The sequence below is a fragment of the Nguyenibacter vanlangensis genome (assembly GCF_013376155.1).
GTDB lineage: Bacteria > Pseudomonadota > Alphaproteobacteria > Acetobacterales > Acetobacteraceae > Gluconacetobacter > Gluconacetobacter vanlangensis.
The window spans coordinates 1-14295 of the sequence record NZ_JABXXP010000035.1 but is presented as its reverse complement, the minus strand read 5'-3'; the positions used below and the strand labels follow the sequence as shown (position 1 = coordinate 14295).

The window sequence follows — 14295 nt, the reverse complement described above, 5'->3', positions numbered from 1 at the left end:
GGCCACGGCAGCAGCCCCCATGGCGCCGACCGCCATGCCGGTCCCGACGGCGGCGCCCGCGCCAAGCTGGGGCGCCCCGGAAATCAGGCCGTTGGCAAGAGAGCCGCCGAAGATCGCCAGGCCCACGATACACAGCGACGCCAGCACAACCGACAGCGCCTGCCCGATGGTGGGCGCACTGTTCCCGTAGGACGTCGTGAACTGTTTGAAGAGGACGGAGGCGACGGCGGAGATCACCGCCAGCACCATGATCTTCGCGCCAGAGGACACGACGTTGCCCAGCACCTTCTCGGCCAGAAAGGCAGTGCGGTTGAACAGGGCGAACGGGATCAGCACGAAGCCGGCGAGGCTGGTGAGCTTGAATTCGACGATCGCGACGAACAGTTGCACCGCGAGGATGAAGAATGCCGCCAGCACGATGAACCAGCACAGAAGCAGCACGAGGATCTGCACGATGCTGGCCAGGGCGCCAAAGGAAAAGGCCAGTTTGCTCGCTGCATCGAGCAGCGGCAGCGCGGCGGACAGGCCGGTTGCGGCCAGCCGGCCCGGATGCATGAAATCCCCGAGCGCCAGCGTTCCCCCGCCCGCCTTGAGGCCGAGAACGGCGAAGCTGTTGAAGACGACCGAAGACAGATTAGAAAAATTATTGATGATGAAGGCGAAGAAGCCGACATAGAGTGTCTTCTTGACCAGCCGCTGGATGATATCCTCGTCAACCGCCCAGGCCCAGAACAGGCCCGCCAGCAGGACATCCAGTACCGAGAGCGACCCGGCGAGCGAGACGACACTCCCCTGAACCAGTCCGAAACCGGAATCGATCGTGGTCTCGAAAACGTTCAGGAAACCGTCAATGATCCCGACATTACTTGGATCCATCGCTCAGTTTCCTGAATTTGGGACGGAGACGGTTTCAGGAACATAGGCGTCGTACTGCGCGAAATGCTGATATTGCGCTTTCGCCGCGGCCTCGTTAGCCACTTGTCGCGCCCGATCAAGGTCTGCGGCGCGACCATTGGCCGCCAGTTCCGCCTGGATATCGGAAAGCTGCCGCGATTGCAGGGCCAGAAGCTGGTTGCCGGCCTGGGCCGCCTGAAGCGCCCCGGCCGAGGTCTGACTGGCCGAGACGAGCTGGGTCATCGCCGCGCTGTCGCTCGGAATATTCCCGACCACACGGGCCTGGAGCTTCAGGGCGTCCTCGAAGCCGCCGACGGAATTCTGCCACCGTGTCTGTGCCTGATTGAACAGCGCACTGTCGGACATGCCAGACGAGATGGAGGTGTACGCCTGCTGATATTGCTGCTCGACCGACTGGACACTGTAGGCGATGTTCTGAGCCTGGCTCAGAAGCACTGTCGTCTGCACCATGGTCGATTGCAACGTCGCCAGGGTGGAGAGCGGCAGGCTTGCCAGGTTCCGGGCCTGGTTGACCAGCATCTGCGCCTGATTGGCCAACTCTGTAATCTGGTTATCGATCTGCTGCAACGCGCGGGCGGCCTGCAGCACGTTCTGGCCGAAATTGGCACCGTCGAACACCGCCCATTGCGCATGAGCGCGTGATGGCGCCACGATGGTCATGGCGATCACCCCGATAGCGCAGTACTGGATCCACGTGCGGCGCGACACTATGGGAATGGCGAGATGATCATCGAGACCTGCACGCGGGTGTTCGTCGAAGCGAACGAGTTGGATGCCACCATCGCTTTCTATAAGGCGCTGTCGGGCGGCACCGTGGGCCAGCGCTTCGCCTATCCCGAAGCCGGCCTTGAATTGGCAACCATATCCTCGCCCCGCCTGTCGGTGCTCGTCATCGCAGGAGAGCCGGACAAGCGGCATCCGTTCGAGGCCACGCGCCTGACAGTCAAGGTCGATCGTCTGGAGACGATTCTGGCGACGCTGACGGAGGCCGGCGCGGAACAGCTCGAACCAGTCCAGACGACGCCGGTCGGGCGCAAAACGCGGTTCCGTCACCCGGACGGTCTGGTGGTGGAGTATGTCGATCATGACAGTCCCTCCACCCGGTAACCACCATCGCGCAGCAGATCTGCGGCCCAGGTGACGCCCCGCGCTTCGAACCAAGCGGGCAGGAATCCGCTCCGCCCGTGCTCCGCCAGCACCGCATCGATCAGCCGGTGGTCGTCCTTTCCCGACGCCGCGCACAGGGCCAGCGCCACCGGCCCCAGCCCCAGCTCGAACAGCCGGTTGCCGCGCTGGGTCTGGCAGTAATAGTCCCGCTTCGCCGCGGCACGGGCGATGATCCCGATCTGGCGGTCGTTCAGCCCGAAATCCCGATAAAGCGCCATGATCTGCGGCTCGATGGCCCGCTCGTTCGGCAGGAATATCCGTGTCGGGCAGCTTTCCACCACCGCCGGGGCGATCCGGCTATTGGCGATGTCGGATAGACCCTGCGTCGCGAAGACGACGCTGGCGTTCTTCTTGCGCAGAGTTTTCAGCCATTCCCGAAGCTGGCCCGCGAAATCGCCGTCGTCCAGCACCAGCCAGCCCTCGTCGATGACCAGCAGGGTCGGCCGTCCGTCGAGCCGGCCTTCGATGCGATGGAACAGATAGGACAGCACCGACGACGCGGCCCCGGAGCCGATCAGCCCCTCGGTCTCGAACACCACGACATCGGCCTCGCCGAGAAGTTCCGCATCGGCGTCGAGCAGGCGGCCATGGGGGCCGCCAAGGCAATAGGGCGCCAGCGCCTGCTTCAGCGCATTGGATTGGAGCAACGCGACCAGGCCGGACAGGGTGCGTTCATGGACTGGCGACGACGCAAGCGAGTTCAGCGCCGACCAGAGATGGGCTTTGACGTCAGGCGTCAGCGCGACGCCCTCGCCCACGAGAATCTGGCCGAACCATTCCGTAGCCCATTTGCGCTCGTCCAGGTCATCGATCTGGGCCAGCGGCTGGAGGGAGACGGCTGGGGAACCGCCCTCCCCGTCTCCGGTGTTATCTGACAGCCCCCCACCAAGGTCATGCCAGTCCCCGCCCATGGCCAGCGTCGCCGCGCGCAGCGAGCCCCCGAAATCGAAGGCAAACACTTGTGCCCCCTCATAGCGCCGAAACTGCAGCACCATCAGCGCCAGCAGGACAGATTTCCCGGCCCCGGTCGGTCCCGCGATCAGGGTGTGGCCGACATCCCCGACATGCAGGGAAAATCGAAACGGCGTGGCTCCCGCCGTCTTGCCGTAAAAGAGAGGCGGGGCATGGAAGTGGGTATCGCGGTCCGGTCCCGCCCAGACGGCGGAGAGCGGGACCATATGCGCCAGATTCAGGGTCGAGACCGGCGGCTGGCGCACATTCGCATAGACGTGCCCGGGTAATGATCCGAGCCAGGCTTCTACCGAGTTCAGGCTCTCCGCCATGCAGGTGAAATCGCGGCCCTGGATGATCTTCTCGACGAGGCGCAGCTTTTCGGCCGCGATACCGGCGCTGCCATCCCACACCGTGATCGTCGCGGTGAGATACGCCTGCCCGACATCGTCGGCGCCGAGCGACTGCAACGCCAGATCGGCGTCGGCCGCCTTGTTGGCCGCGTCGTTGTCGACCAGCGCCGACGCCTCGTTGGTCATCACCTCGCGCACGATGGCGGCGATCGACTTCCGCTTGGCGAACCACTGGCGCCGGATCTTCGTCAGCACCTTGGTGGCATCGGTCTTGTCGAGCAGGATCGCCCGCGTCGACCAGCGATAGGGCATCGCCAGCCGATTGAGGTCGTCGAGGATGCCGGGAAAGGTCCGGCTCGGAAAGCCGGTGATGGTCAGGGTTTTGAGGTAGGCCGCGCCCAGTTTCGGTTCCAGCCCACCCGCCAACGGCTGGTCGACCAACAGCGCATCCAAATGCATGGGGATTTCCGGCACGCGGACACGCTGCTGCCGGGTCGAGATCGTGGAATGCAGATAGGTCAGCGTTCCGGCGTCATCGAGCCACGCCGCCTCGGGCATGAAGCCGTCCAGCAGGGCCAGAAGACGGTCGCTGCGATCTACAAATGATTGGAGCATGCCGTATGGGTCCGGCCCATCACGCTCCCTGCCCTCATAGAGCAGGCGTTCGGCACGACCAGATGTTTCCGCCGGCGGCAGCCACACCAGGGTCAGGAAATAGCGGCTCTCGAAATGCGCGCCCTCATCCTCGAACGCCTCACGCCGTTCCAGATCGACCATCTGGCTGGCCGCATCGGGGAAATCGCTGTCGGGATAGAGCGTCGCCGGCACGCGCTGCGCCTCGACGAACACCGCCCAGCCGGAACCCAGCCGGCGCAGGGCATTGTTCAGCCGCCCGGTGACGCCGACCAGTTCGGCCGAGGTGGCGCTGTCCAGATCCGGACCACGGATGCGCGCGGTGCGCTGGAAGCTGCCGTCCTTGTTCAGCACCACGCCACGTTCGACCAGCGCCGCCCAGGGCAGGAAGTCGGCCAGCAGGGACGCACGGTTGCGATATTCGCCCAGGGACATCATCGCCCAGCCCCCCCTCACGCCCGCAGCCAGGCGGGGTAGCGCAGATGCCGCCGTCCCACCTCGACGAACAGCGGATCGCGTTTCGCGCCCCACACCGCCAGGCTGTGCCCGACGATCCAGAACGTGGCACCGATCAGCCACAGCCGCAGGCCCAGCGCGATCGCGGCGGCCAGCGTGCCGTTGGCGATCGCCACCGCGCGCGGGGCACCACCGAGCAGGATCGGCTCGGTCAGCGAACGATGCACCGGGACCTGGAAACCCGGCACCGCGTCGTCCTCGTATCCGGCGGCCATCAGATCAGCGCCCCGCCGGCGAAGGAGAAGAAGGACAGGAAGAAGCTCGACGCCGCGAAGGCGATCGACAGGCCGAACACGATCTGGATCAGCCGGCGGAAGCCACCCGAGGTCTCGCCAAAGGCGAGGGTCAGGCCGGTCACGGTGATGATGATCACCGAGACGATCTTGGCCACCGGCCCCTGCACCGAGTCCAGGATCTGGGTCAGCGGCTGCTCCCACGGCATGCCCGAGCCCGACGCCCAGGCACTGGAGCCGAACACCGCAGTCAGCAGGGCGGCAGACGCCATTGTGGCGACGTGCTGCCGCACGCGCGGGATGGACTGGATCATCGGAATTCTCCGTCGGTCTGGATTGGATGGAGGCGATAGTCGCCCGTAGCGGGATCGCGCCCGTCGACCGTGGCGAGTTCGGACAGGCGGCGCTGTGGTCCCCGGCCGGACAGCACGGCGATCACGTCGATGGTCTCCGCGATCAGCGCACGCGGCACGGTGACAACAATCTCCTGGATCAGCTGCTCCAACCGGCGCAGCGCGCCCAGCGCCGTGCCGGCGTGCAGCGTGCCGATGCCACCGGGGTGGCCAGTGCCCCAGGCTTTCAGAAGATCCAGCGCCTCGGGGCCGCGCACCTCGCCGATCGGAATTCGATCGGGCCGCAGGCGCAGTGCCGAGCGCACCAGGTCGGACAGGGACACCACGCCGTCGCGGGTACGCAGCGCCACCAGGTTGGGCGCGGCGCATTGCAGTTCGCGCGTATCCTCGATCAGCACGATCCGATCGGCGGTTTTGGCGACCTCAGCGAGCAGGGCATTGACCAGGGTGGTCTTGCCGGTCGAGGTGCCGCCCGCGACCAGGATGTTCCGTCGCTCCGCGACCGCCCGGCGCAGGAAATTCGCCTGCGCGCCGGTCATGATCCCGGCGGCGATATACTCGTCGAGGGTGAACACCGCGACCGCCGGCTTGCGGATGGCGAAGCTCGGCGCAATTACAACCGGGGGGAGCAGCCCTTCGAACCGCTCGCCGGTCGGCAGCTCGGCCGACACGCGCGGTGCGGCGTCATGGACCTCGGCGCCGACATGGTGCGCGACCAGCCTAACGATGCGCTCGGCGTCAGCCGGGGTAACATGGTCTCCGGTGTCCGCCAGCCCCTCGGACAGACGGTCGATCCACAGCCGCCCGTCCGGATTGAGCATCACCTCGATCACGGCCGGATCGGCGAGATGCCCTGCGATGGCCGACCCCATCGCCGTGCGCAGCATGGACATGCCGCGCATGGCCGCAGCATTCATGACGGTCTGAATCCGCATGGTTATCCCCGTTTCATGGAGCCGCCCGGACAGTCCGGACAACAACGGGGACAAATAGAAGAGGCGCGAGTTTCTCCAATGCAACAAGAGAATCAGCGAAAGTCGTAGTCAGGCGTACTGGAGCGTACGCTGGCGGATACAAACTTGCAGGGGCGCAGGGGCGTATCTTTATTGTTTTATATCAGTGCATTAAGTATTCCACATCCCCGTGTGCGATCCGAATTTCATGGTAACGACGTAGGCACTTTCAGAATATCCATCCTGCGATTGCCATATCTATTACAAAAAAAGATGTTATTATCTTTATCATCCCAACAAGCGCCAATATTTTATAATGGCATTTCTGTTGAAGTATCTAAACGCGAGAATAGATGATCCGCGCTACGGGTCCATAGGCCGTGGTGGAGACATAATTTGGTGTGCAGCGTGCCAGCAACGTCGTCTACCAGAGAACGAGCGTGACGCTGTCATTCGGAATGGTTGCCCAGACGGTGGCGACCGTGCTTGAGTCAGCTTGAAAAAGCCACTGGGCATGGAATCGGCCCAGCCGTATCCATAGCGCTTCAGGCCACGTTATTGAGGACGCCCCCATTGAACAGCGACAAAGACATCATTCTCGGCCGCCTGAATGCCACGGCACAGATCGTAACCGCGCATCTTGCCACGGCAAAGGTGGAGACCGACCAACTCCCCAACCTGGTTCAGCGAATCTATGCGTCTACCGCCATCGAAGAACCGGACGCGAAACCGCACGCGCTTACGCCTCGTGAGACGTCCCCAGCGGTCGCGCAAGGATCTGCCGAGACTGAGCGGCCTTTCGTCCGACACGACGAAGCACAGACCCTAGACATCAAACCATCGTCCTCAGTGCAAACTGAAGCGCAAACGCCGAAGCCTGCGGTGCCAATCAGAGAGTCCGTGTTCCCGGACTATGTGATCTGTCTTGAAGACGGGAAGAAGCTCAAGTCTTTGAAGCGGCACCTGATGTCCGCCTTTGGTATGACCGTCGAAGACTACAAAGAGAAGTGGAGCCTACCGGATACATATCCTACAGTCGCCCCCAACTACGCGGAAATGCGGCGCAGAGTGGCGCAGTCGATCGGTCTCGGACGGAAATCCTCGGTGAACGGCGATGCCAAAGAAACAGCCGCCAAGTCTCAACCATCGGCCGCGACAAGTCAGACGCCAGCCTCTCAAGATAAAGGCCGGCGGCCCATTAGAAAGACAGACGAACTGAGGCTGGCGAACGCGTTTTCTCGTTAACGACACGTCCTGCGGGTTGAGTCGTGGTTCAGCCCTCCGTGGGCATGGTCTCTGCCTGTCCGCGCGTTTCACGCTCGAGATCCGCGCGGAATCTTTTGTCGCTGGCGAGGCGCCGCCCGAGCATCTCTACGAAGCGGTCGTAACGCTCGGCACCCTGGGCACGCGCGGCCGCCGCGACGCCTTCCGGCAATCCGGGCATGCTGGCAAACCACAGACGGATGAACAGGGCCAGCGTCTCGACCGAAATCGAAAGATCGCGCTCGATCCGCGCCTGACGCCGGTCGAGGCGCTGTACGGCGGCTTCCAGGGACGCCTTCGGATCGCCGCCGGCCCCTTCCGGGTCGAGCCAGGCCGCGATCGCGGCTTCGGCCAGCAGGGAATCGGACATCGACCGCCGCGCGGCCTGGGTCCGCAGGCCCTTCCACAGGTGCGGTTCCAGATAAACCGAAAGCCGCTTCTTTTTTTGACGCGCGCTGTTCACGATATCCCCAGATCATTGCCGGGATCGAGGGCTGCCTGACGCGCTTTGCGCGCCAGATCGGCAGCCAGGACGGCGTAGAGGTCTTCGTCTTCCATCGGATCGCGTTCGCGCTCACGCATGGGCGCTTCACGCGCAAGATCTTCGTCGTCCTGCGGCGGGAGATCGGGTTCGGCCGACACGTCCATTTCCGGCTGACGACGCGCTTCGGTGCCGACCGAATCTTCGTCCTCGCCTGCCTCTTTGACCGCATCCTCGGGCGTGTCGGGCTTGATCTCCGGCTTTGACGGCTGCGGGCGTCCGGTCCAGTCGTCGGGCGCGACCGGCAGGTGGCGCGTCCCCGTCTCGGGCGCGGGCAGAAGCCGCTCCCGAAACCGGGGGTCGCGGAAATACTGCGCCTTCTTCGCCCGAATGGGCGACATGCCCGAAAGCAGGACCAGCTCGTCCGTCTCGGGCAGTTCCTGGACCTCGCCAACCGTCAGCAGCGGCCGCGCGCTCTCCTGGCGCGATACCATGAGATGGCCCAACCAGGGAGAGAGGCGATGGCCGGCATAGTTCTTTTGCGCACGGACTTCCGTCGCTGTGCCCAGCGCGTCCGAGACGCGTTTGGCGGTCCGCTCGTCGTTGGTCGCGAAACTGACTCGGACATGGCAGTTGTCTATGATCGCATTGTTCTGCCCGTACGCCTTTTCGATCTGGTTGAGCGACTGGGCGATCAGGAACGCCTTGATCCGATAACCAGCCATGAAGGCCAGAGCACTCTCGAAAAAATCGAGCCGCCCCAGCGCCGGAAACTCATCGAGCATCAGCAGTAGGCGCTGCCGGGCGCCGGCACCGGACAGGCTCTCCGTGAGCCGGCGGCCGATCTGGTTAAGCATCAGGCGGATCAAGGGCTTCGTGCGGCTGATATCCGAAGGCGGGATGACGAAATAGAGCGTGGTCGGGCGGTCCGCGTTGACGAGATCGGCGATGCGCCAGGCGCTGCGGCTCGTGACTTCGGCGACTACGGGATCGCGATACAGGCCGAGAAACGACATCGCCGTGCTCAGCACGCCCGAGCGCTCGTTGGGAGATTTGTTCAGCAATTCACGGGCGGCCGAGGCAACGACGGGATGGACGCCGCGTTCGCCGAGATGCCGCGTACCCATCATGACCACCAGGGTTGCCGCGATCGAGCGTTTCGGATCGGACAGCAGGTTGGCGACGCCGCGCAGCGTCTTTTCGGGCTCGGCATACAGGACATGGAGGATCGCGCCGACCAGCAGGGAATGGGAGGTCTTCTCCCAGTGATTGCGCCGCTCCAGCGAGCCTTCCGGGTCGACGAGCACGTCGGCAACGTTTTGCGTGTCGCGCACCTCCCACTCGCCCAGGCGGATTTCGAGCAACGGGTTATAGGTGCAGGAGGCCGGGTTGGTGGGATCGAACAGGATCAGCCGTCCGAATCGGCCCCGGAAACCGGCAGTGATCGCCCAGTTCTCGCCCTTGATGTCGTGAACAATGGCCGATCCCGGCCAGGTCAGCAGGGTCGGGATGACCAGTCCGACGCCCTTGCCGGAACGCGTCGGCGCGAAACACAGCACATGCTCAGGGCCATCATGCCGGAGATAGTCGTGCTGCCAACGTCCGAGGACCACACCGTCCTCGCCGAGGAGCCCTGCCCGCTCGATGTCGCGGCGCTCGGCCCAGCGCGCCGAGCCGTAGGTCGCGGTACGCTTACGCTCCCGTGCGCGATAGATGGACAGCGCGACGGCGGTCAAGAAGGCTAGGACGCCACCCGATCCGGCGATCCACGCGCCCTGTACGAAGACATGCGGCGCATAGGCGTCGAACTCATACCACCACCAGGGAAACAGAAACGGGGCATAGAGCGGCCAGCGCCCGCCAATGACGGTCCACGGCAGCCCAAGCTCAGGCTGGTAGGCAAGGCACCACGCCACCCACTGCGTGGCCGCCCACCAAGTGGCGAGAACGATCACAAAGCAGAGACAGAGCTGTCCCCAGAGAATGCGAGATCCGGACATGGCGCCCTCCGTGCGAACGGAGGAACTCTGACGGCGTAGCACCCAGAGGATTCAAGCGGATTCGCCTGGATTGGCGGTCGGTGCGTAGCGTGGCGTAAACAAACTGGCCGAGGCGTAGACGGTGTTACAAGCGCACCGAACTGCCGGGATCTACCGCTGATCGTCCCTATTTTTTCGGGCCCCGTCTCTGCGGGCAAGCTCGTTATCAAGCAGCCCCATCGCAGCATCCCATGCCCGATCCGCGGCATCCTTCTCGTCAAGGACATTGGCGGAAACCACCGCGCCGTCGAGAAGATAGATCATGCAATGCGCGAGAGCGTCGGAGCGATCTTTCGGAACACCGGCACCTTCGACAAGCGTCCGCACGGCGTGGCGCAGGCTCCGCTTCTGCAGCCTTGACAGTTCGGCGATTTCATCCTGCTTGCCCTTATATTCCTCCGACGCACGTGAGAACACGCATCCTGCGAAGTCCGGCTCGCGGAACCACGCCGTGTGCCAGTCGAAGACGGCTTTCAGGCGCGCTCTGGGCTCCGTATGCGCGTTCACGGCTTCGATCAGTGACGCTTCAAGGCGCTCAATTCGCTCGCCCAGAAAGTCGATCACCAGCCCCTCTTTGTTACCAAAGTGGTAGTAGATCGCCGTCTTTGCGACGTGCGCATTGTCGGCGATTTCGTCGACACTGACCTGATGGAAACCCGACCGGGCGAACAGTGAGCGTGCCGTCGTCAGTAACGCGGTTCGACTGTCCGTCCTGCTCCGTTTTCTACGGGTTTTTTGTTGTAGCACGTCCAAGCCCTCATACGAAATCGTATAAAACAGTCCCAACTTATGATCGGAACGTTTTGTGCGTCAACAAATTTAGGAGCAGGACCTAGCCGCAGCGAAAGCCTTTCCTCAAGATAATAAGAGGCGGGATGCGTACCAACCGTTCTCTGGGGTCCTGGGACGATGCCTAGCCGATGGGTGCCAGAGCAGCGCGCTTTCTCGCGGAAAGAGCTTTCATCTCAGCGAGTTGCCAGTCCCAATACGCTTGGCTTGAATTGAGCCGCATCGCCGCGCCTTCGAGAACGGCGCGCGCTTCGCCGGGATAGCGTTTGAGGATGGGGACGATCACATTATCGATCCATCCATCCCCGTGAAGGGCATCCACCTCGACATGCTCGCTGTAATAGTCCAGGACCGATGGGCGGTCGGTACCAATGCCGACGCGCCGGCACCCGGCAAGCAGCTTGGCATATTGTTCGGGGTCCGAAAGTTCGGTGATCGCCAGGGCACCGATCGAGCGGAAATATTCCCGCCGGTTGAACGCGAAGTAGAGCAGGAGATTGTACCCCGACAATCCCGCCCAACCCAGTGCATCAACGAACGCTTCCGGAGTATCCTGAATATCAAGGTGTTCGAGCAAGTCGCGATAGAGACGAACATGGGTGCGCGCCGGATTTCCCTGGCCCATTTCATCCCAGAAGTTATGCGCGACTTCCATCCGCACATCCTCGTCGATCCCGACGAGCGACAGCACGATCAGGTCGTAGAAGCGCATGTTGAGCGCGTAGTCGGTTGTGAAATATTTGATGATTTGTTGGCGGGTCGCTTCGGTCTTCATGAAGTCAAAGACCGCGTGATTATGGCCCGCATGCTCTCGCCACAGTGTCTTGATCGCTGCACCGATGTTTTCCGGGGACACGTTTGACGGCAGCTTCCCGACCCGCGAGACCTCCCAGTCCATCCATGCCTTTTCGATTGCGCAACGCACACGAAGAAGCTCGATGCTATATTGATTCGCGGTCAGGTCGGGATGTGGCTTGCATAGATGTAAGCCGTAAAGATCATATAAAATGCGATGCACGATCTCACGAGCTTGAGAATTATCCATCGAGAACGCGAGGTCGCACGCACGTTGCACGAGATCATGCAAATCCTCGGTCGCGCCCTGGGAAGCAAGGGCCAGATCGGCATCTGAATGCGAGAGAGCGTTACTTACGAGGTCCTGGACGGAATTCAGAACGGTCTCGGTCGCACCGTTGTCAGATCGAGCGGAAACGGTGCCGCCGGCGTGTGTCAGCATGAAGCAATTCCTTGGAAATAGGGCATCGAAGAAAAACAGCTCGCAACCTGTTGATAGCAAACTGACGAACCGTTCTGTTTCCTGTCAAGAGGAATTCCTCGGCAGCCGATGGAAGCTTTGATGACAGCCACGGGCATGCGCCGGGTCAAGGACCGGTTGGATTGAACCAACCGATTGGTACGGAATATACGATTCTCTGTTGAGTTCCTGCGTGTCACGTGGATTGCTACCCCTTACGCATGAACTCTCAAGCCCCCTTGCGCATCGAAATACCGCTCTGTGGCTTCGCCTCCAAATCCGACAATATCACGACAACGTGATTGATTTGATTGAACAATCATACGCCGGAACCGGCCCCGCAACGCCACAGCACGCCACTATACTCCGCAATGCACTGTTATATTTTCTGTTTTTCTTTTCCCCACCCCGCAATCGTGCAACCTATCGGGTAGCGAAACCGTCCGGACAAAAGGCAAGACGATGCGAGGCAAAGACGCTACAGTATCGCCGGTACTGCGTGTGATTCTCGCTTCCTCCAGGGACGAGAACGGCATCGAAGTGCGGCTGCGAGAGAATCTTCGCGCGTTGGTCCGTGCTCTGGCTCGTCAGGCAGCACGCGATTATGTGGAGTCAGAAAATAGAACGACTGGTACGACTCCTGAAGATTGACAAGAGGTTACCATGAAGGTCGCGCTTTACGCCCGTTACTCCTCCGACAATCAGCGCGACGCGTCGATTGAGGATCAGTTACGCCTCTGCCGCGATTATGCAGCTCGCCAAGAATGGATGGTGGTGGACAGCTATAGCGACCGGGCCGTTTCCGGAGCCTCTCTTCTCCGGCCAGGCATCCAGGAACTGATGCAGGACGCGCAGCGCGGGAAATTCTCCATTATCCTCGCCGAAGCCATGGATCGGCTCTCCCGAGACCAGGAGGACATCGCCGGGCTGTTCAAGCGGATGAAATTTGCCGGCGTGCGTATCATCACCCTATCTGAAGGCGACGTCACGCAGCTGCATATCGGCCTCAAGGGCACCATGAATGCCCTATTCCTCCAGGACCTCGCCGACAAGACGCGCCGTGGACTGCGCGGCCGAGTCGAGGCGGGCAAGTCCGGCGGTGGCCTCTGTTATGGCTATGATGTCGTGCGACGTCTCGATGGCAACGGGGAGACCGTCTGCGGGGAACGAACGATCAACGACGGCGAGGCTGCCGTAGTGCGGCGTATTTTCCGCGAATATGCGAACGGCAAAGCGCCCAGAGCCATCGCTCTCGATCTCAATGCCGAGGGCATCTCCGGACCGCTGGGTGGCGCCTGGGGGCCATCGACAATTCACGGCAACCGTGAACGAGGCACGGGTATTCTCAATAACGAGCTCTATATCGGTCGTTTGATCTGGAATCGGCTCCGATATCTCAAGGATCCCGACACCGGCAAGCGCATCTCGCGCCTGAATCCCGAGAGCGAATGGGTCGCAAAGGACGTTCCCGAGACGAGGATCGTGGAGCAGGCGTTGTGGGAAGCGGTCAAGGCACGCCAGGCGACCACGACCTGGTCCCAAAAGACACGCGGCAGGGGGATTCATCCACTGAACCGCCTGCAGCGCCCGCGGCATCTATTCAGCGCCATGACGCGGTGTGGCTGTTGCGGCGGTGGCTTCTCGATGATCTCCCAGAACCACCTGGGCTGTTCGGCGGCACGGAATAAGGGCACCTGTCAGAACCGGTTGACGATCCGACGCGACGTACTGGAAAAATCCGTGCTCAACGGATTACGGACCCACTTGATGGATCCCGCCTTGTTCAAGGAATTCTGCGACGAGTTCACCAGGGAGGTGAACCGCGTTCGCATGGAGAGGGGTGCCGGCTTGGCCGCTATGCGCGCCGAGTTGCCCCGTGTCGATCGAGAGTTGGACAAGGCGATCCAGGCCATCCTCGACGGCGTCCCCGGCGTGACACTAAAGGACAAGATCGGTCGACTGGAGGCCCGGAAGGAGGAACTCACGGCACTATTGGCCGAAGCGCCCGAGCCGCCGCCCCTGCTGCATCCTAACATGGCCGTGATCTACCGCGAGCGGATCGAGGCGCTCTACGACAATCTTCAGAACGAGGGGAATCGGACCGAGGCAATCGAGCGCCTGCGCGCTCTTATCTCGCATATCAAGCTGATCCCTCAGGACGGCGAACTGGCCATTTTCCTCGAAGGTGACCTTGCGGCGATCCTGATGTTTTCGTCGAATAAGAAAAACGCCGCGTCCCATCCGGATCGCGGCGTTCTTCAATCGTTCGTTGAACAGGATTCATTGGTTGCGGGGGCAGGATTTGAACCTGCGGCCTTCAGGTTATGAGCCTGACGAGCTACCGGGCTGCTCCACCCCGCGGTGGTGTAGGTGGATTGGAAGACCTGGCGGCGA

The 14295-nt window shown here is 62.2% G+C and carries 13 protein-coding genes and 1 tRNA gene; 3 read left to right on the top strand and 11 right to left on the bottom strand.

Annotated elements, in window-relative coordinates; all coding sequences use genetic code 11:
• On the bottom strand, positions 1 to 876 hold an 876-nt coding region (trbL, locus tag HUK84_RS04335; RefSeq protein WP_176639159.1), incomplete at its 3' end, for a P-type conjugative transfer protein TrbL.
• Positions 877 to 879: 3 nt separating this feature from the next.
• Complete coding sequence (trbJ, locus tag HUK84_RS04330) at positions 880 to 1623, bottom strand: P-type conjugative transfer protein TrbJ (protein ID WP_317135231.1); 744 nt, start codon at positions 1621 to 1623, stop codon at positions 880 to 882.
• Positions 1624 to 1638: 15 nt separating this feature from the next.
• On the opposite strand from trbJ, the gene HUK84_RS04325 reads away from it, so the two are divergent.
• Positions 1639 to 2022 carry a VOC family protein gene (locus HUK84_RS04325; protein ID WP_176639157.1) on the top strand — a complete coding sequence of 128 codons (384 nt, stop codon included), beginning with the start codon at positions 1639 to 1641 and terminating at the stop codon, positions 2020 to 2022.
• Here HUK84_RS04325 and trbE read toward each other — a convergent pair.
• From trbE to trbB, 4 genes are read right to left on the bottom strand one after another with little or no spacing between them, the layout of a single operon-like run.
• On the bottom strand, positions 1998 to 4457 hold the full coding sequence (gene trbE, locus HUK84_RS04320; protein ID WP_176639156.1) for a conjugal transfer protein TrbE: 2460 nt from the start codon (positions 4455 to 4457) through the stop codon (positions 1998 to 2000). The genes HUK84_RS04325 and trbE overlap by 25 nt on opposite strands.
• Positions 4458 to 4471: 14 nt before the next feature.
• Complete coding sequence (locus tag HUK84_RS04315; RefSeq protein WP_176639155.1) at positions 4472 to 4750, bottom strand: VirB3 family type IV secretion system protein; 279 nt, start codon at positions 4748 to 4750, stop codon at positions 4472 to 4474.
• Positions 4750 to 5040, bottom strand: coding sequence for a TrbC/VirB2 family protein (locus tag HUK84_RS04310; protein WP_246285379.1), 291 nt, complete (start codon positions 5038 to 5040; stop codon positions 4750 to 4752). The genes HUK84_RS04315 and HUK84_RS04310 overlap by 1 nt, the downstream gene beginning before the upstream one ends.
• 38 nt (positions 5041 to 5078) lie before the next feature.
• On the bottom strand, positions 5079 to 6056 hold the full coding sequence (gene trbB, locus HUK84_RS04305; protein ID WP_246285378.1) for a P-type conjugative transfer ATPase TrbB: 978 nt from the start codon (positions 6054 to 6056) through the stop codon (positions 5079 to 5081).
• 591 nt (positions 6057 to 6647) lie between these two features.
• Here trbB and HUK84_RS04300 point away from each other — a divergent pair.
• Positions 6648 to 7319 carry a MucR family transcriptional regulator gene (locus tag HUK84_RS04300; protein ID WP_176639153.1) on the top strand — a complete coding sequence of 224 codons (672 nt, stop codon included), beginning with the start codon at positions 6648 to 6650 and terminating at the stop codon, positions 7317 to 7319.
• A gap of 28 nt (positions 7320 to 7347) precedes the next feature.
• On the opposite strand, the gene HUK84_RS04295 is transcribed toward HUK84_RS04300, so the two are convergent.
• The 4 genes from HUK84_RS04295 to HUK84_RS04280 form a co-directional block, all read right to left on the bottom strand.
• Positions 7348 to 7800: a CopG family transcriptional regulator gene (locus HUK84_RS04295; protein ID WP_176639152.1), complete on the bottom strand. Its 453-nt coding sequence runs from the start codon at positions 7798 to 7800 to the stop codon at positions 7348 to 7350.
• The gene (locus tag HUK84_RS04290) at positions 7797 to 9818 is read right to left on the bottom strand and encodes a conjugal transfer protein TraG (RefSeq protein WP_176639151.1); all 2022 of its coding nucleotides are present in this window, start codon (positions 9816 to 9818) and stop codon (positions 7797 to 7799) included. The genes HUK84_RS04295 and HUK84_RS04290 overlap by 4 nt, the downstream gene beginning before the upstream one ends.
• Positions 9819 to 9968: 150 nt before the next feature.
• Positions 9969 to 10604 carry a TetR/AcrR family transcriptional regulator gene (locus HUK84_RS04285; RefSeq protein WP_317135232.1) on the bottom strand — a complete coding sequence of 212 codons (636 nt, stop codon included), beginning with the start codon at positions 10602 to 10604 and terminating at the stop codon, positions 9969 to 9971.
• A gap of 166 nt (positions 10605 to 10770) precedes the next feature.
• A complete protein-coding gene (locus HUK84_RS04280; protein ID WP_246285376.1) occupies positions 10771 to 11883 on the bottom strand; it encodes an iron-containing redox enzyme family protein in 1113 nt (370 codons plus the stop codon).
• A 681-nt stretch (positions 11884 to 12564) separates the two neighbouring features.
• On the opposite strand from HUK84_RS04280, the gene HUK84_RS04275 reads away from it, so the two are divergent.
• Entirely contained in the window at positions 12565 to 14229 is a 1665-nt protein-coding gene (locus tag HUK84_RS04275; RefSeq protein WP_176639160.1) for a recombinase family protein, read from the top strand.
• Here HUK84_RS04275 and HUK84_RS04270 read toward each other — a convergent pair.
• A tRNA-Met gene (locus HUK84_RS04270) sits at positions 14186 to 14262 on the bottom strand. The genes HUK84_RS04275 and HUK84_RS04270 overlap by 44 nt on opposite strands.
• Positions 14263 to 14295: the final 33 nt, after the last annotated feature.

Bases quoted from the DNA above. Each gene is read 5' to 3' on its own strand.
- HUK84_RS04325 (WP_176639157.1), top strand. From the start codon at position 1,639: ATGATCATCGAGACCTGCACGCGGGTGTTCGTCGAAGCGAACGAGTTG.
- trbE (WP_176639156.1), bottom strand. From the start codon at position 4,457: ATGATGTCCCTGGGCGAATATCGCAACCGTGCGTCCCTGCTGGCCGAC.
- HUK84_RS04315 (WP_176639155.1), bottom strand. From the start codon at position 4,750: ATGGCCGCCGGATACGAGGACGACGCGGTGCCGGGTTTCCAGGTCCCG.
- HUK84_RS04310 (WP_246285379.1), bottom strand. From the start codon at position 5,040: ATGGCGTCTGCCGCCCTGCTGACTGCGGTGTTCGGCTCCAGTGCCTGG.
- trbB (WP_246285378.1), bottom strand. From the start codon at position 6,056: ATGCGGATTCAGACCGTCATGAATGCTGCGGCCATGCGCGGCATGTCC.
- HUK84_RS04290 (WP_176639151.1), bottom strand. From the start codon at position 9,818: ATGTCCGGATCTCGCATTCTCTGGGGACAGCTCTGTCTCTGCTTTGTG.
- HUK84_RS04280 (WP_246285376.1), bottom strand. From the start codon at position 11,883: ATGCTGACACACGCCGGCGGCACCGTTTCCGCTCGATCTGACAACGGT.
- HUK84_RS04275 (WP_176639160.1), top strand. From the start codon at position 12,565: ATGAAGGTCGCGCTTTACGCCCGTTACTCCTCCGACAATCAGCGCGAC.